Consider the following 25,901-nt stretch of genomic DNA (forward strand, 5'->3'; position numbering starts at 1 on the left):
TCAGGCGCTCCTGGAAATGGAGGTCGGACCGACGAGGAAGCGTTCGGACAGCGGCAGGCTGGCGCCGCCCAGCGCCCGCGCATGGATGCCGACGGTTCCTTCGCGCACGATGGGCAGCTTCAGTCCCTCTGCATCGATGCCGGCGAGCGCATCGGTGACTGCGTCGACCAGTCGCCGCCTCACGCTGAGCGGCATCCAGCCGTCGATCACGGCGGCCTCGAAATCGATGACTGACGAGGCCGCCACGATGGCATAGGCCAGCGCCTGCGCGGCGCCGGCGATCCAAGCGTCGAACTCAGCGCCGATCTCGCCCCATTCCTGCGGCGAGGTCCAAAGATAAGAACCATCTACGCCTTTCGCGCTGAGCGCTTTCTCCAATATGGCGATCGAGGCGACGTCGATCAGCTGCGTCGGCTTGCCGTCGGGTCCTGGCACCGGCATCGAGCCCAGTGCGCCGGCATTGCCCGTCGGTCCGCCGAACAGGCGTCCGTTGAGCACGATGCCGCCCCCGGCAAAGGCGCCGATGTAGAAATAGACGAAATCGCGCGCGCCTCCCGCCTGGCCGAAGACGAGCTCCGCCCCGCAGGCCGACGTCGCGTCGTTCTGGAGATAGACCGGAAAGTCGCATTGCCCCTGGATGTCGGCGCGGATGTCGCGGTGGCGCCATTCGTCCATCACGTCGCGCGGCGCGCCGGCGGTGTCGGCCCAGTTCCAGAGCTCGAACGGCATGGCGATGCCGAGCCCGGCAATGCGCTTGTCCTGCGCCGGCGTCAGCTCGCCGCGCATCTTCTTGATGCCGGCGGTGACGAACTCGACCGTCTCGCGCGGCGCCGGGTAGCGGTAGGAATTCTGCAGCATTGCGCGCACGTTGCCGAGGAAATCGATCAGCACCAGCTCGGCGCTTCGGCGGCCGATCTTGAGGCCGATGAAAAAAGCGCCTTCCGGGTTGAGCGCCATCGGAATGGACGGCTGGCCGATCTTGCCGCGCAACGGCGCCTGACGGACGAGCAGCTTGTCGTTCTCGAGTTCTCGCATGATGACGGAGACCGTCTGGGCCGAGAGCCCCGTCATGCGCGCAATGTCGGATTTGGCGAGGCTGCCATGCTGGCGCACCAGCGACAGCACGAGCCTTTCGTTGTGGTCGCGCATGCCGCTCTGGTTGGTGCCGCGATGCATGCGGCTCTCCAAAGCTTCGGGCGAACCGTGCCTCGCAATGCCGGTCTCCACCCTGTTCCTCCGTCAGTTTCCCCTCACTGCTTTTCGTTCAGAATGAGTGAACGGCGCACCGCTGTCAATAATAAATAAGAGTGATTTAATTATTGACACGCGTCTCGGACTGGTGTCTGTTGGGCTGGCGTCCACGCTGGGAAAAAGGTTGGATGCGCTCGAGGCGCCGGGCTGGCCGGCGCCCGCAAAGGTTCCACTGGGAGGATATCGTGACCAAGAAATCGCTGCTGAAATCCACCGTCTTCGCGGCTGCCGGGTTGGGCTTGATGGCGTTCGCCTCGTCCGCGTCTGCCGCGGGCGTGGGCGCCTGCCTGATCACCAAGACCGACACCAATCCTTTCTTCGTCAAGATGAAGGAGGGCGCCACCGCCAAGGCCAAGGAACTCGGCGTCGACCTCAAGACCTATGCCGGCAAGATCGACGGCGACAGCGAGAGTCAGGTTGCGGCGATCGAGAGCTGCATCGCCGACGGCGCAAAGGGCATCCTGATCACCGCCTCCGATACCAAGGGCATCGTGCCGACGGTGAAGAAGGCGCGCGACGCCGGCCTGCTGGTGATCGCGCTCGACACGCCGCTCGATCCGATCGACGCCGCTGACGCCACTTTCGCCACCGACAATCTGGAAGCCGGCAAGCTGATCGGCGCCTGGGCCGCCGCCACGCTCGGCGACAAGGCCAAGGACGCCAAGATCGGCTTCCTCGATTTGACCCCGTCTCAGCCGACCGTCGACGTGCTGCGCGACCAGGGCTTCATGATCGGCTACGGCATCGATCCCAAGGACCCGAACAAGATCGGCGACGAGGATGACCCGCGCATCGTCGGCCACGACGTCACCAACGGCAACGAGGAAGGCGGCCGCAAGGCGATGGAGAACCTTCTACAGAAGGACAACACCATCAACGTCATCCACACCATCAACGAGCCCGCCGCCGTGGGCGCCTATCAGGCGCTCAAGGCCGTCGGTCTCGAAAAGCAGGTGCTGATCGTCTCGGTCGACGGCGGCTGCCCGGGTGTCAAGTCGGTTGCCGAAGGCGTAATCGGCGCCACATCGCAGCAGTATCCGCTGCAGATGGCGGCGCTCGGCATCGAGGCGATCGCCGCCTATGCCAAGGACGGCACCAAGCCGAAGCCGACCGAAGGCAAGAACTTCTTCGACACCGGCGTCAACCTGGTGACCGACAAGCCGGCCAACGGTGTGAAGTCCATCGACACCAAGGAAGGCCTGGCCAAGTGCTGGGGCTGATGCCCGCCTGACCGGTGTGCAAAAGCTTGCGGCTGGGGACTTGATCCCCGGCCGCTTCGGGTGGACGATGCATTTTCGTATGCGCTGATAAATCCCGGCGGAAGACCGGAAGCTAGACGAGGCACGGAGCCATGACGAAGCTCCGTGAGACGGGAGGAGAAATGTCGCAAATCCAGGAATTCGAGAAGGTACTCTCGGGCAGCGACACCAGCGTCGCCAGCTTTGACGAGCACGGCAAGTCGTTCGTCAAGCGCGCCCAGCATTTCCTGCATTCCACGCCTGCCGCCGTGCCGCTGATCGTGCTGGTGCTGTCGATCATCATCTTCGGCATCGCCATCGGCGGACGGTTCTTTTCGTCCTACACGCTGACGCTGATCCTGCAGCAGATCGCCATCGTCGGCATCCTGGGCGCTGCCCAGACGCTTGTCATCCTGACCGCCGGCATCGACCTTTCGATCGGCGTGGTGATGGTGATCTCGGCCGTGGTCATGGGCAATTGCGCCGTCAGCTACGGCATGCCGACCATCCTCGCGGTGGCGCTCGGCCTTGCCGCGGGCGCGGCCTGCGGCCTGCTCAACGGGCTGCTCGTCGCTTACATGAAGCTACCGCCCTTCATCGTCACGCTGGGCACCTGGAACATCGTCATGGCCACCAACTTCATCTACTCGGCCAACGAGACGATCCGCGACGCCGACGTCGATGCCCAGGCGCCGCTGCTGCATCTCTTCGCCATCAGTTTCAGGGTCGGCTCCGCCGTGCTGACGGCCGGCGTCATCGCCATGGTCCTCTTGGTGATGCTGCTCTGGTACGTGCTCAACCACACCGCCTGGGGCCGCCATGTCTATGCCGTGGGCGACGACCCCGAAGCGGCGAAGCTGTCGGGCATCCAGACCAAGAAGGTGCTGATGGCCGTCTATACGCTGGCCGGCCTCATCGCCGCCTTCGCGGCCTGGGTCTCGATCGGCCGAAACGGCTCGATTTCACCGTCGGCTGCCGTCACCGACTACAATCTGCAGGCCATCACCGCGACGGTGATCGGCGGCATCTCGCTCTTCGGCGGCCGCGGCTCGATCCTCGGCACGCTGTTCGGCGCCATGATCGTCGGCGTCGTCTCGATGGGCCTCAACATGCTGGGCGCCGATCCGCAATGGAAAGTGCTGCTCACCGGCGTGCTGATCATCGGCGCCGTCGCGATCGACCAGTGGATCAGAAAGGTTTCGGTGTAACCATGACCCAGCAGCCTGTCCTCACCGCGCGCAATCTCACCAAGCGCTATGGCCGAGTCACCGCGCTCAACGCCTGCGACTTCGATCTCTATCCGGGCGAAATCCTGGCCGTGATCGGCGACAACGGCGCCGGCAAGTCGACGCTGATCAAGGCGATCTCCGGGGCGGTGATCCCCGACGAGGGCACGATCGAGCTCGACGGCAAACAGGTTCTGTTCCGCTCGCCGATCGAGGCACGCGAGGCCGGCATCGAGACCGTCTATCAGAACCTGGCGTTGTCGCCGGCGCTGTCGATCGCCGACAACATGTTCCTCGGCCGCGAGATCCGCAAACCCGGCCCGCTTGGTAGCTGGTTCCGCATGCTCGACCGGCCGGCGATGGAAAAGCGCGCCCGCGACAAGCTCACCGAGCTTGGGCTGATGACCATCCAGAACATCAGCCAGGCGGTCGAAACGCTGTCCGGCGGCCAGCGGCAGGGCGTGGCGGTGGCGCGGGCCGCCGCCTTCGGCTCGAAAGTGGTGATCATGGACGAGCCGACGGCAGCCCTTGGCGTCAAGGAAAGCCGGCGCGTGCTTGAACTCATCCTCGACGTCAAGAAGCGCGGCCTGCCCATCGTGCTCATCTCGCACAACATGCCGCATGTCTTCGAGGTGGCCGACCGCATCCACATCCACCGGCTGGGACGGCGCCTCTGCGTGGTCGATCCCAAGCAGATCTCAATGTCCGATGCCGTCGCCCTCATGACCGGCGCCAAGAAACCGCCCGAAGACGCATTGGCGGCCTGACGACGGAGGGCAAATTGCCGCAAGCCAACCGGGTAGCTTCGCAACCTAAATCGATTGAGGGTATGCTGCGTTGCAATAAAATGGGGTAGGACGATCGGCGAAAGCCGGTATGATCGGGCCATGATCACGAGAGGCAGCATGACGCGTGCAATGACATCCGAAGCCCCCGCTCTCGACCATCCCGATCCCAAGACGCTCGCCAACGAGGTGCTTCTCGCCCTCAAATACCGGCTCGGCAAGGACACCACCGTTGCCACGCCTTATGACTGGCTGACCGCCTCGATCAAGGTGGTGCGCGACCGTGTCGTCGATCAGTGGATCCAGGCGACCAAGGAGGCCTACGACAAGCAGGAAAAGCGGGTCTATTACCTCTCGCTCGAATTCCTGATCGGCCGCCTGATGCGCGACGCCTTCTCCAATCTGGGCCTGATGGAGAACATGCGCGAAGCGCTAGCCTCGCTCGATGTCGACCTCGACCTCATCGCCGCGCTCGAACCGGACGCAGCCCTCGGCAATGGCGGCCTTGGCCGGCTTGCCGCCTGCTTCATGGAAAGCATGGCGACCGTCGACATTCCCGCTCACGGCTACGGCATTCGCTACGCCAACGGCATGTTCCGCCAGGAAATCCATGACGGCTGGCAGGTCGAATTGCCGGAGACCTGGCTTGATCACGGCAATCCCTGGGAGTTCGAACGGCGCGAGCGCTCCTTCGAGGTCGGCTTCGGCGGCTCGGTGGAATCGATCACCTCCAGGGACGGCCGGCTCGAACGCCACGTCTGGAAGCCGACTGAGCATGTGCTTGCCGTCGCCTATGACACGCCGGTCGCCGGCTGGCGCGCCAAGCGTGTCAACACGCTGCGCCTCTGGTCCGGCATGCCGATCGACCCGATCCTGCTCGACAAGTTCAACGCAGGCGACCACATCGGCGCGCTCGCCGAAAGCAACAAGGCCGATGCGCTGTCGCGCGTGCTTTATCCCGCCGATTCGCATATGGCCGGGCAGGAGCTCAGGCTCAGACAGGAATATTTCTTCTCCACCGCCTCGCTGCAGGACATCGTCCAGCGGCATCTCAGCCAGTATGGCGATCTGAAATCGCTGCCGGACAAGGCCGCCATCCACCTGAACGACACCCATCCCGCTGTTGCCGTGCCGGAACTGATGCGGCTCTTGATGGATGTCCACGGCATGGATTTCGACCAGGCCTGGGACGTCACCAAGCGTACCTTCGGCTACACCAACCACACGCTTCTTCCCGAAGCCCTGGAGAGCTGGCCGGTGCCGCTGTTCGAGCGGCTTTTGCCGCGCCACATGCAGATCGTCTACGCCATCAACGCGCAGGCGCTGCTCGAGGCCCGCGCCACCGGAAAGTTCTCCGGCGACCAGATCGCCAGAATCTCGCTCATTCAGGAGAACGGCGACCGCCGCGTGCGCATGGGCAATCTCGCTTTTGTCGGCTCGCATTCGGTCAACGGCGTCTCGGCGCTGCACACCGATCTGATGAAGGAGACGGTGTTTGCCGATCTCCACAAGCTCTACCCCGACCGCATCAACAACAAGACCAACGGCATCACGCCGCGGCGCTGGCTGATCCAGTGCAATCCGGGGCTGACCGCGCTCGCCCGCGAGGCGATCGGCGACCGCTTCATGGACGACATCGAGGCGATCAAGGGCCTCGATGTGTTTGCCGGCGATGCCGCCTTCCGCGAGAAGTTCGCCGCTGTGAAGCGGCAGAACAAGACGCGCCTCGCCAATCTCGTCGCCGACCGGCTCGGCATCAGGCTCGATCCTTCGGCGCTGTTCGACATCCAGATCAAGCGCATCCACGAGTATAAACGCCAGCTGCTCAACATCCTGGAGGCGATCGCGCTCTACGATCAGATCCGTTCGCATCCCGAGCGGGACTGGATGCCGCGCGTGAAGTTCTTCGGCGGCAAGGCGGCGCCCAGCTATCACAACGCCAAGCTGATCATCAAACTGGCCAACGATGTCGCCAAGGTCATCAATCGCGATCCGGCGGTGCGCGGCCTGCTGAAAGTGGTGTTCCTGCCGAACTACAATGTCAGCCTAGCCGAGGTGATGATGCCGGCCGCCGACCTGTCGGAACAGATCTCGACCGCCGGCATGGAGGCGTCGGGCACCGGCAATATGAAGTTCGCGCTGAACGGCGCCCTGACGATCGGCACGCTCGACGGCGCCAATGTCGAGATCAAGCAATGTGTCGGCGACGACAACATCTTCATCTTCGGTCTCACCACTGCCGAGGTCGCGCAGCGCCGCGGCAATGGCTATGATCCGCGCGGCGTGATCGAATCCTCGCCCGAACTGGCGCAGGCGGTGGCGGCGATTTCCTCCGGTGTGTTCTCGCCCGACGATCCCAACCGCTATCGCGAACTGATGAACGGCCTCTATCAGAGCGACTGGTTCATGGTGGCTGCCGATTTCGATTCCTATGCCGCCTGCCAGCGCGAGGTCGACGCCGTCTGGCGCAACAGTCCCGACTGGCAAGCCCGCGCCATCCGCAATGTCGCCCGCGTCGGCTGGTTCTCGTCCGACCGCACCATCCGCCAATATGCGAAAGAAATCTGGAACGTACCCGTCTGATATGATTGCATGAGGCCACGAACAATGTGGCCGTCCGGTGCATGTCGCCCAAAAGTGCGCAGCGGTTTTGGGATCACGGCATGCACCAGAACAAGTCGATGCATGTCGCCCAAAAGTGCGCAGCGGTTTTGGGATCACGGCATGCACCAGAACAAGTCGATGCATGTCGCCCAAAAGTGCGCAGCGGTTTTGGGATCACGGCATGCACCAGAACAAAGTCGATGCATGTCGCCCAAAAGTGCGCAGCGGTTTTGGGATTACGGCATGCACCAGAACAAAGGTGCCCAGGGAGGGCGACCGCCTGATGAGGAAGCCGCGCGCGACCGCTGCGACAAGCGGGCCGGACGGACTGGCGCCAGCCGGCGATGTCGCGGCGATTGTTGCCGGCACGCATGGCGATCCCTTTGCAATCCTGGGCGTGCATGAAGCCGGCAAGGGCTTCGTCGGTCGCTGCTTCGTGCCGAATGCCGAATCCGTCACCGCCTACACGCTGGCCGGCAAGGAGGCTGGCGAACTCGTCCGCAGCAACGATGCCGGTTTTTTCGAAGGCAGGCTTTCGATCCGCAAACGCCAGCCGCTGCGCTACCACGCGAAAAATGCCGGCGCCGAGTGGTGGCTGACCGATCCCTATTCCTTCGGCCCGGTACTCGGCCCGATGGACGACTACTATATGGCCGAGGGCTCGCATCTGAGGTTGTTCGACAAGCTCGGCGCCCATATCATCGACCATGAGGGTGCCACCGGCGTGCATTTCGCCGTCTGGGCGCCCAATGCGAAACGCGTCTCCGTGGTCGGCGATTTCAACGAATGGGACGGTCGCCGGCACACCATGCGCGACCGCAAGGACACCGGCATCTGGGAACTGTTCATTCCCGATCTAGGCGCCGGCCGGCCTTACAAGTTCGAGATCATCGCTCCCGATGGCGTCAGGCTGCCGCTAAAGGCTGACCCGTTCGCCTTCGAGTCGGAGCTGCGCCCGGCGACGGCCTCGGTGACGGCGCCGCCGATGGCGCATCGATGGGCCGACGAGGCGCACCGCAGCTTCTGGCAAAAGGCCGATCCGCGCCGCGAGGCGATCTCGATCTACGAGGTCCATGCCGGCTCGTGGCAGCTTCGCGACGACGGCACGTTCTTGAGCTGGGACGAGCTTGCCGAGCGGCTGATCCCCTATGTGGTCGACACCGGCTTCACCCACATCGAGTTCCTGCCGATCTCGGAACATCCCTTCGATCCGTCCTGGGGCTATCAGACGACCGGCCTCTATGCCCCGACCGCCCGCTTCGGCGACCCGGACGGCTTCGCACGCTTTGTCGACGGCGCCCACCGCGCCGGCGTCGGCGTCATCCTCGACTGGGTGCCGGCGCATTTTCCGGTCGACGAGCACGGGCTCGTGCGCTTCGACGGCACCGCGCTTTACGAGCATGAGGACCCGCGCCAGGGTTTTCATCCCGACTGGAACACCGCCATCTACAATTTCGGCCGTCGCGAGGTGGTGTCGTTCCTCGTCAACAACGCGCTGTTCTGGGCCGAGAAATACCATGTCGACGGATTGCGCGTCGACGCCGTCGCCTCGATGCTTTACCTCGACTATTCGCGCAAGGCGGGGGAGTGGATCCCCAACGAGAAGGGCGGACGCGAGAACCTGCAGGCCGTCGACTTCCTGCAGAAGATGAACAAGGAGCTCTACGGCCACCACCCCGGCGTGATCACCATCGCCGAGGAATCGACCTCATGGCCGAAAGTGTCGCGGCCGGTGCATGAAGGCGGGCTCGGTTTCGGCTTCAAGTGGAACATGGGCTTCATGCACGACACGCTGGAATATCTTTCCAAGGAGCCGATCTATCGCAAGCACCATCACAACGAAGTCACCTTCGGGCTGATCTACGCATTTTCCGAAAATTTCGTGCTGCCGCTCTCCCATGACGAGGTCGTGCACGGCAAGGGCACGCTGCTCCACAAGATGGCCGGCGACGACTGGCAGAAATTCGCCACGCTGCGCGCCTACTACGCCTTCATGTGGGGTTATCCCGGCAAGAAGCTCCTTTTCATGGGCCAGGAATTCGCCCAGCGCCGCGAATGGAGCGAGGCGCGCGCGCTCGACTGGGACTTGCTGGAACACGGCCCGCATCGCGGCGTCCGCCAAGTCGTGCGGGATCTCAACTATCTCTACCGTTCGCGCCCGGCATTGCATGCGCGTGACTGCGAGCCGGAAGGCTTCTCCTGGCTGATCGTCGACGATCGCGACAACTCGGTCTTCGCCTGGCTGCGCAGCGCGCCCGGCGGCAATCCGATCGCGATCATCTCCAACTTCACGCCGGTGCCGCGCGAGAACTATCGCGTGCCGCTGCCGAAGGCGGGCGAATGGCGCGAGATCATCAACACCGATGCCGGCGATTATGGCGGCTCCGGCATGGGCAATGGCGGCATGGTCGAGGCGAGCGGAGAGGAGGGCGGCACATCGGCGACGATGCTGTTGCCGCCGCTGTCGACGATCATGCTGGAATTCGCCGCGGACTGAAGCAGATGATATCCCATCTCGCCGCATCAACGGTCCGGGCAGCTTACTTGGGAGGGTACTGATGGCAGACACGAAACGAACCCAGCCGCTGGCACGCGATGCCATGGCCTATGTGCTGGCCGGCGGGCGCGGCAGCCGCTTGAAGGAGCTGACCGACCGGCGCGCCAAGCCCGCGGTCTATTTCGGCGGCAAGACGCGCATCATCGATTTCGCTCTGTCCAATGCGCTCAACTCCGGCATTCGACGTCTCGGCGTCGCTACCCAGTACAAGGCGCATTCGCTGATCCGACACCTGCAGCGCGGCTGGAATTTCCTGCGGCCGGAACGAAACGAGAGCTTCGACATCCTGCCGGCCAGCCAGCGCGTCTCGGAGACCCAGTGGTACGAGGGCACGGCGGACGCCGTCTACCAGAACATCGACATCATCGAGGCCTACAACCCCGAATACATGGTCATCCTGGCCGGCGACCACATCTACAAGATGGACTACGAGCTGATGCTGCGCCAGCACGTTGACGCCAATGCCGACGTGACCGTCGGCTGCCTCGAAGTGCCCCGCATGGAGGCGACGGGCTTCGGCGTCATGCATGTGGATGCGAAGGACAACATCATCTCCTTCATTGAGAAGCCCGCCGATCCGCCCGGCATCCCCGACAAGCCGGATTTCGCGCTGGCCTCGATGGGCATCTATGTCTTCAGGACCAAGTTCCTGATGGACCAGTTGCGCCGCGATGCGGCCGAGCCGGGATCGAGCCGCGACTTCGGCAAGGACATCATCCCCCATGTCGTCCAGCACGGTAAGGCTGTCGCGCATCGCTTCGGCAAGTCCTGCGTGCGCTCGACGGCCGAGAACGAGGCCTATTGGCGCGATGTCGGAACGGTCGACGCCTATTGGGAAGCCAATATCGACCTCACCGACGTTACCCCCGAGCTCGACCTTTACGACCGCGACTGGCCGATCTGGACCTATGCCGAATTGAAGCCGCCGGCGAAATTCGTCCATGACGAGGACGGCCGGCGCGGCGAGGCGATTTCCTCGCTGGTTTCGGGCGACTGCATCATTTCCGGCGCATCGCTGCGCCGCAGCCTGATCTTCACCGGCGCGCGCATCAATTCCTATTCCAAGCTGGAAGAGGTGGTCATGCTTCCCGACTGCTATGTCGGGCGCAACGCGCATCTCAAGCGCGTCGTTATCGACCATGGCGTGCGCATTCCGGAGGGGCTTGTGGTAGGCGAGGACCCGGCGCTCGACGCCAAGCGCTTCCGCGTTTCGGAAAAGGGCATCTGCCTGATCACGCAGGACATGATCAACAAGCTGTCAAGCTGACCAGCAAAGCTGTCAACCTGATGAGGTTGATCAACAAGCTTTCACTTTAAGTTGTTTTTGTGCATCTCGCTTTCCCCGAACCGTTTCACACTTTTGGGCGACATGCATTAGCAGTGGATCGTTAGCGTATGCAGGTTCTGTCGGTCACGCCCGAAATCTTCCCGCTGATCAAGACCGGTGGGCTTGCCGACGTGACCGGCGCCTTGCCGATCGCGCTCGCCGGCAAGGGTGTGGCAATGCGCACGCTCGTTCCCGGCTATCCGGTGGTGATGGACGCCTTCAAGAAAAAGAAGGCGCTCTATCAGTATCCGCTGCTGCAGGGCGGCAAGGCTTCGGTCCATGCCGTCAGGATCGGCGAACTCGACCTCTTCGTGCTCGACGCGCCGCATCTCTTCGACCGCCAGGGCGGGCCCTATGGCACCGTCTCCGGCTCCGACTGGCCGGACAACTGGCGGCGCTTCGCGGCGCTGAGCCAGATCGGCGGCGACATCGCCGGCGGCGCCATCTCCGGCTACCAGCCCGACCTCGTCCACGCCCATGACTGGCAGTCGGCGATGACGCTCGCCTACATGCGCTACGGCAAGGCGGTCGGCGTGCCGTCGCTGATCACCGTGCACAACCTTGCCTTCCAGGGCCAGTTCGGCGCCGGCATTTTTGGCGAGCTCGGCCTGCCGGGCGCGGCCATGCAGCTCGACGGCGTCGAATATTATGGCGGCGTCGGCTATCTCAAGGCCGGGCTGCAGGCCGCCTGGGCGATCACCACGGTCAGCCCGACCTACGCGCAAGAGATCCGCTCGCCGGAGTTCGGCATGGGCCTCGACGGCCTCATCAACATGCGCGCCGTCGATCTCTACGGGATCGTAAACGGCATCGACGTCGACATCTGGAACCCCGAAACCGACAAGCATCTTGTGGCCAACTATTCGGCCGAAAAGCTCGATGCGCGCCGCCCCAACCGCAAAGCCGTCGAGGACCGCTTCAATCTCGAGAGCGACGACAGCCCGATCGTCTGCGTCATCAGCCGGCTGACCTGGCAGAAGGGCATGGACATATTGGCCGCTGTCGTCGACGGCATCGTTCAGCGCGGGGCGCGGCTGGCGGTGCTGGGTTCGGGCGATGCCGGTCTGGAAGGCTCGCTGCTAGCCGCCGCGGCGCGGCATCGCGGCCGCATCGGTGTGGTCATCGGCTATGATGAAGCGCTCTCCCACATCATGCAGGGCGGCTGCGACGCGATCGTCATCCCGTCGCGCTTCGAGCCTTGCGGCCTGACCCAGCTCTACGGCCTGCGCTATGGCTGCGTGCCGATCGTCGCGCGCACCGGCGGGCTTGCCGACACCATCATCGACGCCAACGAGGCGGCACTTTCGGCCGGCGTCGCCACCGGCTTCCAGTTCCCGCCGAACAATGGCGGCGCGCTGCTGCATGCCATTCGCCAGTTGGTAGAGGTGCATGCCAGGCCCGCGACCTGGGCATCGATCCAGCGCCAGGGCATGAAGGCGGACGTCTCCTGGGACAGGAGCGCCGAGAAATACGTCGAACTCTATCGCTTGCTGCTTTCCAAAAGGGTTGCCTGAGCATGATACGGACCGTCCCCACCAAGCCCTATCCCGACCAGAAGCCCGGCACCTCCGGCCTGCGCAAGAAAGTGCCGATATTCCAGCAAGAGCACTATGCCGAGAACTTCATCCAGTCGATCTTCGACGCGCTGGAAGGTTTTGAGGGCAAGACGCTGGTGATCGGCGGCGACGGCCGCTACTACAACCGCGAGGTCATCCAGAAGGCCATCGCCATGGCCGCCGCCAACGGCTTCGGCAAGGTGATGGTCGGGCAGGGCGGCATTCTCTCCACGCCCGCCGCCTCCAACATCATTCGCAAATACAAGACCTTCGGCGGCATCATCCTGTCTGCCAGCCACAATCCGGGCGGCCCGCACGAGGATTTCGGCATCAAGTACAATGCCGGCAATGGCGGCCCGGCGCCGGAGAAGATCACCGACGCGATCTTTGCCAAGACCAATACGATTTCGAGCTTCAAAATCGCCGATATCGGTGAGATCGACATCGATAGGGTCGGCACCGTCAAGGCCGGCGACATGACGGTCGAGATCATCGATCCGGTCACCGACTATGCCGAGCTGATGGAAAGCCTGTTCGACTTCGACGCCATCCGCGCCAATTTCAAATATGGCTTCCGCATGCGCTTCGACGCCATGCATGCGGTGACCGGGCCCTATGCCAAGGAGATTCTCGAACGCCGTCTGGGCGCGCCGAACGGCACCTGCCGCAACTTCAAGCCGCTGCCGGATTTTGGCGGCCACCATCCGGACCCGAACCTGGTCCACGCCAAGCATCTCTATGACGAGATGATGGGATCGGACGCGCCTGACTTCGGCGCCGCCTCGGACGGCGACGGCGACCGCAATCTGATCATCGGCAAGGGCATCTTCGTAACCCCGTCGGACTCGGTCGCGATGCTGGCCGCCAACGCGCATCTGGCGCCCGGCTACAAGGAAGGGCTGAAGGGCATCGCCCGCTCGATGCCGACCAGTGGCGCCGCCGATCGCGTCGCCGAGAAGCTCGGCGTCGGCATGTACGAGACACCGACCGGCTGGAAGTTTTTCGGCAACCTGCTCGACGCCGGCATGGCGACGATCTGCGGGGAGGAAAGCGCCGGCACCGGCTCGAACCACGTGCGCGAGAAGGACGGCTTGTGGGCGGTGCTTTTGTGGCTCAACATTCTCGCCGTGCGCGGCGAGAGCTGCAAGGACATCGTCACCAAGCACTGGGAGACCTATGGCCGCAATTACTATTCGCGCCATGACTATGAGGAGGTCGAGACCGACCGCGCGAATGCATTGGTCGACGAACTGCGCGCCAAGCTCAGCTCGCTGCCCGGCACCACCGTACGTGGCATGAAGATCGCCAGCGCCGACGACTTCGCCTATCACGATCCCGTCGACGGCTCGGTGAGCAAGAACCAGGGCATCAGGATTCTATTCGAGGGCGGCTCGCGCGTCGTCTTCCGCCTCTCCGGCACCGGCACGTCCGGAGCGACGCTGCGCGTCTATATCGAGCGCTATGAGCCCGACAAGAGACGCCACGGTCTCGATACCCAGGAAGCGCTCGCCGACCTCATCGCCGCCGCCGACGACATCGCCGGCATCAAGAGCCACACCGGCCGCAACAAGCCGAGCGTGATTACTTGAGGGTGGTGAGGACTTCCCCTTCTCCCCTTGTGGGGTCCGAAGGACGGGGCGAGACACGTGGCTCGCCCCCGGGCGGTGAACCGGCGCGCAGCGGCGAGACGCATGAGGGGTGTTGGCCGGATCGCCCACTTTGGCGATTGGCAGATACGCTCATCGCTTCGTCATCCATGGGCGAAGCAAGGAGCGTAGCGACGCGGCGCAGATCCGAGGATCCATGCCGTGACGTCGAGTCATCGCCGAGGTCCAGAATTCTGCTCCGTTGCGCCCTTCGGTTGAGGTCACGGCATGGGTTCCAGGGTCTCCGCGACCGAGCTTCGCTCCTGCTTCGCCCAGGGATGACGAGCTCATGGAGGTTCCGGCCAACTTTCGAAGGTTGCGGCAAGCTACGAGACTGGCAAGCGTGAGCAATCTCGGCGCCACCATCACCTCCGAAGGCATCCGCTTCGGCGTCTGGTCGTCATCGGCGAGACGTCTGTGGGTTTCGATCTTCGACGACATCGGCTCCCGGGAGGTCGAGCGGCTCCAGCTTCAACCGCAAGGCGATGGTGTGCATACCCTCTTCGTTTCGGGGCTCGCCAAAGGCACCCGGTATGGTTTGCGCGCCGACGGCGACTATGCGCCCGAGCGCGGCCTTTGGTTCGATCCGGACAAGCTTCTCGCCGATCCTTATGCGCTGGAGATCGACCGGCCCTATCAATACCACTGGCGACTTGCAGCCAAACGCAACGAGGGTGCCGACACGGCACCATTGATGCCGAAGACAGTAGCGTGTGCGCTTCCGCAGCCGCTCCTTCCAGGGCAACCATTGTTCCAGCCCGGCGGCCTGATCTACGAGCTCAACGTCCGCTCCTTCACCAGGCTGCACCCCGACGTGCCGCAGGCGCAGCGCGGCACCATCGCGGCGCTCGCCCATCCGGCTGTCATCGAGCACCTCAAGCGTCTCGGCGTCTCCGCTGTCGAGCTCATGCCCATCACCGCTTCCATCGACGAGCGGCACCTGCCGCCGCTGGGGCTGAGCAACGCCTGGGGTTACAACCCCGTCACCTTCATGGCCATCGACCCACGCCTGGCTCCCGGCGGCCTACAGGAGTTGCGCGACACCGTTGCCGCGCTGCGCGAAGCGGGCGTCGGCACCATCCTCGACCTCGTCTTCAACCACACCGGCGAAAGCGACAGGTTGGGCCCGACGCTGTCGCTGCGCGGCCTCGACGCTGAGGCCTATTTCAGGCACCAGCCGGACGGCCGATTGGTAAACGACACCGGCACCGGCAACACCGTCGCCTGCGATCATCCGGTCGTGCAGCAGATGGTGCTCGACACGCTGCGCCATTTCGTCCGCCATGCCGGCGTCGACGGTTTTCGCTTTGACCTTGCGCCGGTGCTTGGCCGGGTCGACGGCGCTTTCGACCCGAATGCGCCGCTGCTCCAGGCCATCGCTGGCGATCCCGTCCTGGCCGACCGGGTGCTGATCGCCGAGCCGTGGGATATTGGTGCTAACGGCTACCAGCTCGGCAATTTTCGGCCGCCATATCTGGAATGGAACGACCGTTACCGTGACGATGTCAGGCGCTTCTGGCGCGGCGATTCCGGCGCAGTCGGTGCTTTAGCCACCCGGCTTGCCGGCTCCTCCGACGTGTTCGGCAAGGATGGGCAGCCGGTGAGCCGCAGTATCAATTTCATCGCCGCGCATGACGGCATGACGCTGGCCGACATCGTCGCCTATGAACGCAAGCACAACGCGGCCAATAGCGAGCAGAACCGTGATGGCCACAATGACAATCTGTCCTGGAACAACGGCGTCGAGGGCGAGACCGATGACACCGCGGTCGCCAAGGCTCGCTTCAATGACCAATGCGCGCTGCTTGCCACGCTCTTTGCCTCGCGCGGCACCATCATGCTTACCGCCGGCGACGAGTTCGGCCGCAGTCAGAAAGGCAACAACAACGCCTATGCGCAGGACAATGCCGTCACCTGGCTCGACTGGGCCGGCCGCGATCAGGCGCTGGAGCAGTACACGGCAGCGCTGTCGGGGCTGCGCCGCGCTTTTCCGGTGCTCTCGGATACGCGATTCCTGACCGGAAAGCCGGCAGATGGTTCAGACATTCCGGATGCCGTCTGGCTGACCGAGATGGGCACCGCTCTCGGCGAGGCCGACTGGCATGATCCGGCGCGACATCGCCTTGTCATGCTGCTCGACGACAGCGGTGGCGGCCGCCTTGCCGTGATCATCAATGGCGACCGCCGGCAATGCCTGTTCACCTTGCCGGTCCGGGATGGTTTCGAGTGGCGGCCGGCGATCGAAGCGCAGCCGGTCGATATTGCGCGGCCGCTCGCCGGCCGCAGTGTGAGTTTGATGATCGAACGGCGGGCCGAAAACGCCCGCGCCAGGAAGGGTTCGTGATGGCTGCGGGCAATGCCGAACGGGAGGCCGAATGGTGGCGCGGCTGCGTCATCTACCAGATCTATCCGCGCTCCTTTCAGGACTCGACCGGCGACGGCAGCGGCGACCTCAAGGGCATCACCGCGCGGCTCGCCCATGTCGCTTCGCTCGGGGTCGATGCCATCTGGCTCTCGCCCTTCTTCAAGTCGCCCATGGCCGACATGGGCTATGACGTGTCGGATTATCGCGACGTCGATCCGATGTTCGGCACGCTGGAGGATTTCGACGCCTTGGTTGCCGAGGCGCACCGGCTCGGCCTGAAACTCATCATCGACCAGGTGATCTCGCATTCGTCGGACAAGCACGAATGGTTCGTGGAGAGCCGGGCCAGCGGCGACAGTGCCAAGGCCGATTGGTATGTCTGGGCCGACGCCAAACCGGACGGCAGTGCACCAAACAACTGGCAATCTCTCTTCGGTGGCCCAGCCTGGGAATGGGATGCCACGCGCCGGCAATACTACATGCACAATTTCCTGGCCGCGCAGCCGGACCTCAACTTCCACAATCCGGAAGTGCAGGACGCGCTGCTCGACACCGTGCGCTTCTGGCTGGAGCGCGGCGTCGACGGCTTCCGGCTCGACACGGTCAACTATTATTTCCACGACCGTTGGCTGCGCGACAACCCGCCGCTCGCCGCGAGCGTCGCCGGCACCAATGGCGCAACCACCACCTATGCCTTCCAGGAGCATCTCTTCGACAAGACGCGGCCGGAAAACCTCGATTTCCTGAAACGCTTCCGCGCGCTGCTGGACGAGTATCCCGATCGCGCCGCCGTCGGCGAGGTGGGAGATGAGGACCGATCGCTGCAGACGCTTGCCGCCTACACGTCCGGCGGCGACAAGCTGCAGATGTGCTACACCTTCGACCTGCTCGGTCCGCAATTCTCGGCCGCGCATGTGCGCGGCTGCGTCGAGGCGTTCGAGAATGCGGTTGCCGCCGGTTGGGTTTGTTGGGCCTTCTCCAACCACGACGTTGTCCGCCACGTCAGCCGCTGGACGCGGCCAGGAGAAAATCCGGATGCGGTGGCCAAATTCTCGATAGCTCTGCTGGCCTGCCTGCGCGGCTCGATCTGCCTCTACCAGGGCGAGGAGCTTGGGCTCGACGAAGCCGAGCTTGCCTATGAGGACCTGCGCGACCCGCTGGGGATCCGCTTCTGGCCTGGTGTGAAGGGCAGGGACGGCTGCCGCACGCCGATGGTCTGGGAAGCGGGCGCCGAGAACGGTGGCTTCTCTACCGGCAAGCCATGGCTGCCGGTCCCGCAGGCGCATCGTGACCGCGCAGTCTACGTGCAGAACGGCGAGGAGCGGTCGGTCCTTGCCGCCTATCGGTCGATCCTGGCCCTGCGCAAGCGCCATGCTGCGCTGGTTGGCGGCTCGATCCGTTTTCTCGACGCCGAGGGCGATGTGCTGGCGTTCGTCCGCGAGCGCGATGGTGAAAGTCTGTTGTGCCTCTTCAATTTTGCCGGCGCGGACGCTGGCTGGGCTCTGCCGCCCGATATTGCTGTCGTCGAACCGATCGAACTCGCGGTCGATGCTGGCGGAGTTCTTGAGGAGGGGGTGCTTGCGCTGCCGGCCTTGGGCTGCTTCCTCGGACGGATCGCCTGATCACGCCGCCGGAGTAGATTTCCTGGGCCCATGCCGGCGACAGCGCGATGAAGACCGATCAGCATCGCGAATTCGACCCGTCGACGTTCCTTCGGCATGGTCAGGACTATGACCAAACCTGCCTGCAAAAATCATAAACGGCTGAAGCGGCGAAAGCTGCGCCAAGTTGAGCCGCAAGCTTAGGCATTAGATATCGCTGTTTTAGCGAGATACTGCTTACTCAGCGTCAAGCAGCGGGTGGTTGAAATAAGGTTTCGCTCTATCTAGTCTCCAGCCACCAGTCGCCGGAGGGAACCGGCGGCACGCTCAAAAAGGGCCCATTGAATGGCTCCGGGCGTCAACACGTAAAAGGCGTGGTTGAGGGGCTGCGCCGAAAGGGAGAGACTTCATGCTCAAAAATATGCTGAAGGCGACCGTGTTCGCCACCACCCTGGTCTTGGCCACCGGCACCTTCTATACGCCGGCCTTCGCCGAGACCGTCTACAACCGCGGATCCGCCGCCGAGGCGGAGACGGTCGATCCGCACAAGACGTCGACGGTCTACGAAGCCGATATCATACGCGATATGTTCCAGGGCCTCGTCATGCATGACCAGAAGACGAACCTCATTCCGGGCGCCGCCGAAAGCTGGACAGTGTCCGACGACGGGTTGGTCTATACCTTCAAGCTGCGCAAGGACGGTCTCTGGTCGGATGGCAGCCCGGTGACGGCGGAAGACTTCGTCTATTCGTTCCATCGGCTGGAAGATCCGGCCACAGCGGCCGAATACGCCTCGATGCTCTATCCGGTGAAGGGCGCCGAGGACTTCAACACCAAGAAGGGTAAGCCGGAGGACATGGGCGTCAAGGCGATTGACGCAAATACCCTTGAGGTCACGCTCAAGGCGCCGACGCCCTACTTCCTGGAAATGCTGACCCATCAGGCGACCTATCCGGTCAACAAAGCCTCGATGGACAAGCTCGGCGCCGACTGGATCAAGCCGGGCAAGCTCGTTTCCAACGGCGCCTACACGCTGGCCGAATGGGTGCCCAACGATCATCTCAAGCTGGTCAAGAATCCGAAATTCTGGGACGCCGGCAGCGTCAAGATGGATGTGGTCAACTATATCCCGACCGAGGACCGCTCGTCGGCGATGAAGCGCTTCGAGGCCGGCGAACTCGACTCTTATGGTGACCTGCCGACCGAACAACTCGCCGATCTCAAGACCAAATTCGGCGACCAGGTCCGCGTCGGGCCATATCTCGGCACCTACTATTATGCGATCAAGACCGACAAGGCGCCGTGGGACAATGTCGAGCTGCGCAACGCCATCTCGATGGCGATCGATCGCGACTTCCTCGCCGAGAAGGTCTGGCAGAACTCGATGCTGCCCGGCTATTCGATGGTGCCTCCGGGCATCGAGGGCTACACGCCGGCCATGGCGAAATATGCCGACATGTCGCAGATCGATCGGGAAGACGAGGCCAAGAAGATCCTTGAGAAACTCGGCTATACACCCGAGCATCCGTTGAAGATGGAGATCCGCTACAACACCTCGGAGAACCACAAGAACACGGCGGTCGCCATCCAGGAACAGCTGAAGCCGCTCGGCATCGAGGTGACGCTGCTCAACACCGACACCAAGACCCACTACGGCTTCCTCGAGCAGAAGGGCAACTACGACGTCGCCCGCGCCGGCTGGATTGCCGACTACAAGGATCCGGAAACCTTCCTCGGCATCTCGCGCAAGACCAGCGGCAACAACTACTCGGACTACGACAGCCCGAAATACGAGGCTGCCATGGACAAGGCGGCCGCCGCCGGCGGCAAGCCCGAGGAGCGTATGAAGGACCTCGCCGAGGCCGAGCGCATCCTCATCGACGATGTCGGCCAGATTCCGCTTCTCTACTACAGCTTCCACGACATCGTGTCCTCGAAGCTGCATGGCTTCGACGATAATGTGATGGACATCCATCCGTCCCGCTTCATCTCCAAGGACTGACAAGAAACCTTGGCCGTGCCGCCGCTCCCTTCTGGGAGCGGCGGCTGCGGTCCGTCGACGTACCGCGCCGAAAGTCTGGTTGGATTTTCAGGCTGCCCGGTGCGAAGATTGAAGATGCCAGCGCGCCACGGTCTCGTCTGGAGAGCTGTCGCCCTGGCTGAAGCGGGGCGCCGATGCTGCGTTATGTCTTCCGGCGGCTTCTGACCGCCATCCCGACGCTATTCGTCATCGTGACGGTGGCGTTCTTCCTGATCCGTGTCGCGCCAGGCGGTCCGTTCAACCAGGAGCGGGGCCTGAGCCCGGAAATCAGGGCCAATCTCGAAGCCCAGTTCGGCCTCAACGATCCGCTCTGGCTGCAATATGTCCACTATCTCGGCAATCTTTTGCGCGGCAATTTCGGCCCGAGCTATAATTTGCCTGACTTCACCGTCACCGAACTCTTCGCCAAGGGCCTGCCGATCTCCGTGCAACTCGGCTCGTCGGCGCTGGTGCTGGCTCTGCTGCTCGGGAGCATCCTTGGCACGATCGCGGCGCTCAACCAGAACAAGATAGCCGATTATTCGGTGATTGCTCTAGCCACCGCCGGCAGCACCATCCCGACCTTCGTCATCGCGCCGGTGATCCAACTCGTCTTCGGGCTTTCATGGAAGCTGTTGCCGATCGGCGGCTGGGGCGACGGCGCCTTCATCAACAAGGTCGGCCCGGTGCTGACGCTGGCCCTGCCGCAGATCGCCATCGTCGCGCGCCTGATGCGCGGCTCGATGATTGAAAGCCTGCGCTCCCACCACATCCGCACTGCCCGCGCGCTCGGTCTCTCCGACTGGTCGGTGGTGGTCAAGCACGCGCTGCGCGGCGCCGTGCTGCCGATCGTCTCCTTCACCGGCCCGGCGGCGGCGGCGCTGCTGACCGGCTCGATCATCGTCGAGACGATCTTTTCCATCCCGGGCGTCGGACGCTATTTCGTCGATGCCGCGCTCAACCGCGACTATACGCTGGTCATGGGCACCGTGGTGGTGATCGCGCTCTTCACCATCGTCTTCAACCTGATCGTCGATCTTCTTTACGCGGTCGTTGATCCGAGGGTGCGCTATGACTGACCTTGCAGCAGCCGTTCCGGAGCCGATCGTCGGCCGCTCGCTATGGGGCAATGCCTGGGCGCGGCTGAAGCGCAATCGCGCCGCCATGCTCAGCCTTTATTACCTGGCGTTGATCGCTGTCATCAGCGTGTTCGGCCCATGGTTCGTGCCGCATGAATACACCACCATATACGGCGACTACGTGCGCACGCCGCCGAGCCTGTCGGCCTATCCGAAACCCGACATGATCCAGGGCGCGCTGACCGACGCGATCAAGCGCATGCGTGTCGACATCAAGGACTGGCACCAGGACGGTGACCGCATCATAGTCACCGTCACGTCCAAGAAGCCGATCGACGATCGCAGCATCCGCTATCTCGACCGCTCCGACGCCTTCGACGGCACCAGGATCGAGAGCAAGTCGCCTGACGGGCTCGAAGCCACGATGAGTTCTGCCGTCAAGCAGCAATATTTCGTCTTCGGCACCGACAACACCGGACGCGATCTGCTTTCGCGCACGCTGATGGCCGGGCGCATTTCGCTGGCCATCGGCTTGCTTGCCGGCGTCGTCGCCGGCGTCATCGGCGTCATCTACGGCGCGACGGCCGGCTTTGCCGGCGGCAGGATCGACGAGGTCATGATGCGCATTGTCGACGTGCTCTACTCGCTGCCTTTCATCTTCTTCGTCATCATGCTGGTGGTGTTCTTCGGCCGCAACTTCGTGCTCATGTTCCTGGCCGTGGGCGCAGTGCTGTGGCTCGACATGGCGCGCATCGTGCGCGGCCAGGCGCTGTCGATCCGAAGGCAGGAATATGTGCAGGCGGCCGAAGCGATGGGCGTCGGCCAGCGCGGCATTCTGCTGCGCCATGTCATCCCCAACCTGCTCGGCCCGGTGGTCATCTACATGACGCTGCTCGTGCCGCAGGTGATCATCCTGGAAAGCTTCCTCTCCTTCCTCGGCCTTGGCGTGCAGGAGCCGATGACCAGCTGGGGTGTGCTGATCTCGGTCGGCGCCAAGAACATCGGCACCGCCAACTGGCTGCTTCTGTTTCCCGCCTTCTTCCTCGTCTCGACGCTGTTTGCGCTGAACTTCGTTGGCGACGGCCTGCGCGATGCGCTCGACCCGAAAGATCGATAAGGATGGGGATCGCTGACATGGCTTCCGAAACGATTCTCAGCGTCAAGGACCTGCGCGTCCGCTTCCAGACCCTCGACGGCACGGTCGAGGCGGTGAAGGGCATCAACATCACGGTCAATGCCGGCGAGACGGTCGCCGTCGTCGGCGAATCCGGCTCCGGCAAGAGCCAGACGATGATGGCGGCGATGAGCCTGCTCTCTTCCAACGGCGAGGCCACGGGCGCTGTCGACTATCGCGGCCAGAACCTGCTGACCATGACCAAGAGTGAGCTCAACAAGGTGCGTGGCCGAAAGATCAGCATGATCTTCCAGGAGCCGATGACCTCGCTCGACCCGCTCTACACGATCGGCAACCAGCTCATCGAGCCGATCCGCCGGCACCGTGGCCTGAACGCGCAGGCCGCGCGTGAGGAAGCGCTGAAGCTCCTAAGGCTGGTGCACATTCCCGATCCCGAGCGGCGGATGAAATCCTATCCGCACGAAATGTCGGGCGGCCAGCGCCAGCGCGTCATGATCGCAATGGCCTTGGCCAACGATCCCGACATCCTGATCGCCGACGAGCCGACGACGGCACTCGATGTCACCATCCAGGCGCAGATCCTGATGCTGCTCGCCGAGCTGCAGCGCAAGCTCGGCATGGCGATCGTCTTCATTACCCACGATCTCGGCATCGTGCGCCGCTTCGCCGACCGCGTCTATGTCATGCGCCAGGGCGAGGTGGTGGAGGAGGGCGATGCCGAGGCGCTCTTCGCCAACCCGCGGCACGCCTATACCAAGATGCTGCTCGCGGCCGAGCCGACCGGCACCAAGGCGGCGCCGCCAGCCAATTCGCCCGTGCTGCTCGAAGGCCGCAATGTCGAAGTCGTCTTCAAGATCGGCGGCGGCTTCCTCGGCGGCGAGCCGCTGATGCTGCGGGCCGTCGACAAGATCTCGGTTAGGCTGAAGCGGAACCAGACCATCGGCATTGTCGGCGAGTCCGGCTCCGGCAAGTCGACGCTCGGCCGCGCGCTGCTGAGGCTTTTGCCCAGCGACGGCGTCATCCGCTTCGGCGACCGCGACATCTCCGAGGCCGACCGCCAGGCGATGCGGCCGCTCAGGCGCGAATTGCAGCTCGTCTTCCAGGATCCGTTCGGCTCTCTGTCGCCACGCATGACGGTAGGCCAGGTCATCACCGAGGGACTTTTGGTGCACGAGCCGTCGCTGACCGGCAAACAGCGCGACCATCGCGCTGTCGAGGCGCTGCGCGAGGTCGGCCTCGATCCCAATGCGCGCAACCGCTACCCGCACGAGTTCTCCGGCGGCCAGCGCCAGCGCATCGCGATTGCCCGCGCCATGATCCTGAAGCCAAAGGTGGTGGTGCTGGACGAGCCGACCTCGGCGCTCGACCGCTCGGTGCAGAAGCAGATCGTCGAGCTGCTGCGCAAGCTGCAGGCCGATCACCAACTGTCCTATCTCTTCATCAGCCACGACCTCGCGGTGGTGCGCGCCATGGCCGACTACATCATCGTCATGAAGCAGGGAAAGATCGTCGAGGAAGGACCGACGGAAGACATCTTCGGCAATCCGCGCGAGGCCTACACGCAGACGCTGATGAACGCCGCGATCGATACGACCAGGTTCCGGATCAGCGCATAACACCGTCACCGGCCGCTGCTAGCTCATTGCGAGGATGGGCACCTTTGCTTCCTTGCCGCGACGATGGCCTGCTGCTGTTGCTGCCGCTTTTCAATTCGGGCGGTATCGCGATTGGCCACAACCGTCTTGACCCGCTCGCCGCCGAGCAGCCAGCTCGGCACGCTGGTATTGGCGACCTTGCCGCGGCTGATGGCAGTCCGTGAGATGTCGGTGGCGGTGTCGCCGAGCGCACTGTTGAGCTCGGCACAACTCATCCTGTCGTATTTCGCCGGATCGAGAGATGCGGCGGTCGACGAGCAGCCCGCGGCGAAAAGCAGCGTCGCGATTACCGGCAAAATGGCAGTCGGCGTGAACTTCATTCTCCTACCTGGCCGCTCCGATGGCTTGGATTCCGTCGAACTGGGGCAGGATGCCATTAGGTCAAAGTAAGAGCGCGCTGTCGAGCACAATGGCCGGCAGCAGCCATTCAGGCTCGTTATTCGGTGCTGAAAGGCTAATGTGGGAGAGGGGAACACAAGCATCCTATCTGCCCTAAGAGACCGAGATGCCAAGCGGTTTGATATGACTTGACTGGGCCGCCGTCGTGGATCTTGCGGTATCGATTCAATCCGAAGACGCAGGCAACGTCGCAGACGCTTCTACCCCAATAGCAACTCTCAGGCGGATCTTCCGGGCGGGACTGGCCGCCGTGGTCCTAGTCTGCCTCTCCATCGAAGATCACGGCGCGGCCGTGCGGGCCCCTCATCTGCACGATCAGCGTCTCGAGCTCTTCGTCGGTCATATTGGTCGAAGTATGCCGGCGGCATTCGGCGATCGTCTCCGATACCGAAATCCCAGCCTCCTTGGGCGCATCATCGAGTATGCGGCCGATTTGGATAACGACGTCGGCATCGATGTTTCTAGGCAAATCCTGCATGGCACTTTCCCTTCGAATGCAGCCGCCGGTCTGGAGAATTTTCCAGCTGCAACAAATGCGGCTCGTCCGCTGACCTTTGAGCGATTGAAGATCGCGCCCACTCACACTCGGCCCGTGGCCGCGGCAAGAGCGGCGGCCCGACCTGAAGAGCGATGTGGGGACCTCTGTCGATGGTAGTCGCGACAGGAGCGCATATGGCTTTCTATCGGGGCTCAGGAGCGGAAACATCTGACGAAGGTCACGCTCGGTGGTGACCAACGTCATGTGGAAGGCACCTCAAAGCTAGAAAAATGGATCGCAGTTATACTGCCGGCGTTGATCGCTGATCCGGCCTTCGATCGAGTCCTGCCGCAAGGGCGATCTGCGTACCCCTGCTTGAAGTGCGGATATGCGTGCCGTCAAGGGTGACCGTGTCATTGTCGGGAGCAATGACACACCTGAAGGCACGAAATGCGGCGACTAGCATCTGATGGCCGGCCTGCGCGCATGGTTTCAGGCGAATATCGGGAGGGAGATGGTGGGCTGAAAGTAACCGGGGCAAAAGCGGTGACGGACGCAGCGTCATGACTCGGGTGTATCGGGTTGGGGTAGGTGACGGATCCCATTGTTTTTTCGGGTCGTAGTGGTCCATAGGCGGCGATGAACCCTATGAGCTGCCGGCGCGAACAAGGGCCTACACGCCGGCTGGGGGCGGCATTTTCACGCCGTCGATTGGATCGATATCCTCCGATATCTCCTGCCGCAGTTTCGGTCCCTTGGCCAAACGCCTGCCCAAGGCCGCGACGAAAGCCTCATAGCGTTCGCCCGCCTTGGCGCGAGCCGCCTGTGCCGCAGGTTCCGGCAAAGCTGGCGTGGTCGCGAGCCAGAACCGCACGAACACCGCCAGGGTTTCGACCCCGATGCCGATATCGCGCTCCTGCCGGGTGAGGCGGCGAAGCGCCTCATCGATCGCTTCCGCAAATCATATCCAAATGTCAGT

17 protein-coding genes and 1 pseudogene are annotated in these 25,901 nt (G+C 63.4%); 14 read left to right on the forward strand and 4 right to left on the reverse strand.

The window, feature by feature from the left end; genetic code table 11:
• Entirely contained in the window at nucleotides 1–1,227 is a 1,227-nt protein-coding gene (locus EN818_RS08800; RefSeq protein ID WP_135904369.1) for an ROK family transcriptional regulator, read from the reverse strand.
• Nucleotides 1,228–1,493: 266 nt separating this feature from the next.
• Here EN818_RS08800 and EN818_RS08805 point away from each other — a divergent pair, with 266 nt between their 5' ends.
• From EN818_RS08805 to EN818_RS08870, 14 genes are all read left to right on the forward strand, one after another.
• Nucleotides 1,494–2,471, forward strand: coding sequence for a sugar ABC transporter substrate-binding protein (locus EN818_RS08805; protein WP_165350059.1), 978 nt, complete (start codon nucleotides 1,494–1,496; stop codon nucleotides 2,469–2,471).
• 161 nt (nucleotides 2,472–2,632) lie between these two features.
• Complete coding sequence (locus EN818_RS08810; protein ID WP_135904516.1) at nucleotides 2,633–3,697, forward strand: ABC transporter permease; 1,065 nt, start codon at nucleotides 2,633–2,635, stop codon at nucleotides 3,695–3,697.
• Between the two features lie 2 nt (nucleotides 3,698–3,699).
• On the forward strand, nucleotides 3,700–4,482 hold the full coding sequence (locus EN818_RS08815) for an ATP-binding cassette domain-containing protein (protein ID WP_095805619.1): 783 nt from the start codon (nucleotides 3,700–3,702) through the stop codon (nucleotides 4,480–4,482).
• A gap of 138 nt (nucleotides 4,483–4,620) precedes the next feature.
• Nucleotides 4,621–7,083 carry a glycogen/starch/alpha-glucan phosphorylase gene (locus EN818_RS08820; RefSeq protein ID WP_135904371.1) on the forward strand — a complete coding sequence of 821 codons (2,463 nt, stop codon included), beginning with the start codon at nucleotides 4,621–4,623 and terminating at the stop codon, nucleotides 7,081–7,083.
• Nucleotides 7,084–7,387: 304 nt separating this feature from the next.
• Nucleotides 7,388–9,601 carry a 1,4-alpha-glucan branching protein GlgB gene (gene glgB, locus EN818_RS08825; RefSeq protein WP_135904374.1) on the forward strand — a complete coding sequence of 738 codons (2,214 nt, stop codon included), beginning with the start codon at nucleotides 7,388–7,390 and terminating at the stop codon, nucleotides 9,599–9,601.
• 61 nt (nucleotides 9,602–9,662) lie between these two features.
• Nucleotides 9,663–10,928, forward strand: a complete 1,266-nt coding sequence (gene glgC, locus EN818_RS08830) for a glucose-1-phosphate adenylyltransferase (protein WP_135904376.1) — start codon at nucleotides 9,663–9,665, stop codon at nucleotides 10,926–10,928.
• A 128-nt stretch (nucleotides 10,929–11,056) separates the two neighbouring features.
• Nucleotides 11,057–12,502 carry a glycogen synthase GlgA gene (gene glgA, locus EN818_RS08835; RefSeq protein WP_135904378.1) on the forward strand — a complete coding sequence of 482 codons (1,446 nt, stop codon included), beginning with the start codon at nucleotides 11,057–11,059 and terminating at the stop codon, nucleotides 12,500–12,502.
• A 2-nt stretch (nucleotides 12,503–12,504) separates the two neighbouring features.
• On the forward strand, nucleotides 12,505–14,133 hold the full coding sequence (locus EN818_RS08840; protein ID WP_135904380.1) for an alpha-D-glucose phosphate-specific phosphoglucomutase: 1,629 nt from the start codon (nucleotides 12,505–12,507) through the stop codon (nucleotides 14,131–14,133).
• Between the two features lie 400 nt (nucleotides 14,134–14,533).
• Nucleotides 14,534–16,534 carry a glycogen debranching protein GlgX gene (gene glgX / locus EN818_RS08845; RefSeq protein WP_135904382.1) on the forward strand — a complete coding sequence of 667 codons (2,001 nt, stop codon included), beginning with the start codon at nucleotides 14,534–14,536 and terminating at the stop codon, nucleotides 16,532–16,534.
• Nucleotides 16,534–18,177 carry an alpha-glucosidase gene (locus EN818_RS08850; protein WP_135904384.1) on the forward strand — a complete coding sequence of 548 codons (1,644 nt, stop codon included), beginning with the start codon at nucleotides 16,534–16,536 and terminating at the stop codon, nucleotides 18,175–18,177. The genes glgX and EN818_RS08850 overlap by 1 nt, the downstream gene beginning before the upstream one ends.
• Before the next feature lie 388 nt (nucleotides 18,178–18,565).
• Nucleotides 18,566–20,158 carry a peptide ABC transporter substrate-binding protein gene (locus EN818_RS08855; RefSeq protein WP_135904386.1) on the forward strand — a complete coding sequence of 531 codons (1,593 nt, stop codon included), beginning with the start codon at nucleotides 18,566–18,568 and terminating at the stop codon, nucleotides 20,156–20,158.
• Nucleotides 20,159–20,331: 173 nt separating this feature from the next.
• Nucleotides 20,332–21,255, forward strand: a complete 924-nt coding sequence (locus EN818_RS08860; RefSeq protein WP_095805626.1) for an ABC transporter permease subunit — start codon at nucleotides 20,332–20,334, stop codon at nucleotides 21,253–21,255.
• Nucleotides 21,248–22,372 carry an ABC transporter permease subunit gene (locus EN818_RS08865; protein WP_129553003.1) on the forward strand — a complete coding sequence of 375 codons (1,125 nt, stop codon included), beginning with the start codon at nucleotides 21,248–21,250 and terminating at the stop codon, nucleotides 22,370–22,372. The genes EN818_RS08860 and EN818_RS08865 overlap by 8 nt, the downstream gene beginning before the upstream one ends.
• A gap of 17 nt (nucleotides 22,373–22,389) precedes the next feature.
• Nucleotides 22,390–24,006 carry an ABC transporter ATP-binding protein gene (locus EN818_RS08870; protein ID WP_135904388.1) on the forward strand — a complete coding sequence of 539 codons (1,617 nt, stop codon included), beginning with the start codon at nucleotides 22,390–22,392 and terminating at the stop codon, nucleotides 24,004–24,006.
• Between the two features lie 23 nt (nucleotides 24,007–24,029).
• Here the strand turns inward: EN818_RS08870 and EN818_RS08875 are convergent, their stop codons facing one another.
• From EN818_RS08875 to EN818_RS33560, 3 genes and pseudogenes are all read right to left on the reverse strand, one after another.
• Entirely contained in the window at nucleotides 24,030–24,365 is a 336-nt protein-coding gene (locus tag EN818_RS08875; RefSeq protein ID WP_135904390.1) for a hypothetical protein, read from the reverse strand.
• A gap of 335 nt (nucleotides 24,366–24,700) precedes the next feature.
• Nucleotides 24,701–24,922: a hypothetical protein gene (locus tag EN818_RS08880; RefSeq protein WP_135904392.1), complete on the reverse strand. Its 222-nt coding sequence runs from the start codon at nucleotides 24,920–24,922 to the stop codon at nucleotides 24,701–24,703.
• Nucleotides 24,923–25,595: 673 nt separating this feature from the next.
• A pseudogene (locus EN818_RS33560) lies at nucleotides 25,596–25,880 on the reverse strand (CopG family transcriptional regulator); the annotation flags it as partial.
• Between the last annotated feature and the right edge of the window lie 21 nt (nucleotides 25,881–25,901).

It is taken from the genome of Mesorhizobium sp. M3A.F.Ca.ET.175.01.1.1 (assembly GCF_004791945.1).
Classification (GTDB): Bacteria; Pseudomonadota; Alphaproteobacteria; order Rhizobiales; family Rhizobiaceae; genus Mesorhizobium.

Bases quoted from the DNA above. Each gene is read 5' to 3' on its own strand.
- EN818_RS08810 (WP_135904516.1), top strand. From the start codon at position 2,633: ATGTCGCAAATCCAGGAATTCGAGAAGGTACTCTCGGGCAGCGACACC.
- EN818_RS08855 (WP_135904386.1), top strand. From the start codon at position 18,566: ATGCTCAAAAATATGCTGAAGGCGACCGTGTTCGCCACCACCCTGGTC.
- EN818_RS08860 (WP_095805626.1), top strand. From the start codon at position 20,332: ATGCTGCGTTATGTCTTCCGGCGGCTTCTGACCGCCATCCCGACGCTA.
- EN818_RS08875 (WP_135904390.1), bottom strand. From the start codon at position 24,365: ATGAAGTTCACGCCGACTGCCATTTTGCCGGTAATCGCGACGCTGCTT.
- EN818_RS08850 (WP_135904384.1), top strand. From the start codon at position 16,534: ATGGCTGCGGGCAATGCCGAACGGGAGGCCGAATGGTGGCGCGGCTGC.
- EN818_RS08880 (WP_135904392.1), bottom strand. From the start codon at position 24,922: ATGCAGGATTTGCCTAGAAACATCGATGCCGACGTCGTTATCCAAATC.
- glgC (WP_135904376.1), top strand. From the start codon at position 9,663: ATGGCAGACACGAAACGAACCCAGCCGCTGGCACGCGATGCCATGGCC.
- EN818_RS08815 (WP_095805619.1), top strand. From the start codon at position 3,700: ATGACCCAGCAGCCTGTCCTCACCGCGCGCAATCTCACCAAGCGCTAT.
- EN818_RS08805 (WP_165350059.1), top strand. From the start codon at position 1,494: ATGGCGTTCGCCTCGTCCGCGTCTGCCGCGGGCGTGGGCGCCTGCCTG.
- EN818_RS08840 (WP_135904380.1), top strand. From the start codon at position 12,505: ATGATACGGACCGTCCCCACCAAGCCCTATCCCGACCAGAAGCCCGGC.
- EN818_RS08865 (WP_129553003.1), top strand. From the start codon at position 21,248: ATGACTGACCTTGCAGCAGCCGTTCCGGAGCCGATCGTCGGCCGCTCG.
- EN818_RS08870 (WP_135904388.1), top strand. From the start codon at position 22,390: ATGGCTTCCGAAACGATTCTCAGCGTCAAGGACCTGCGCGTCCGCTTC.
- glgA (WP_135904378.1), top strand. From the start codon at position 11,057: ATGCAGGTTCTGTCGGTCACGCCCGAAATCTTCCCGCTGATCAAGACC.
- glgB (WP_135904374.1), top strand. From the start codon at position 7,388: ATGAGGAAGCCGCGCGCGACCGCTGCGACAAGCGGGCCGGACGGACTG.
- EN818_RS08820 (WP_135904371.1), top strand. From the start codon at position 4,621: ATGACGCGTGCAATGACATCCGAAGCCCCCGCTCTCGACCATCCCGAT.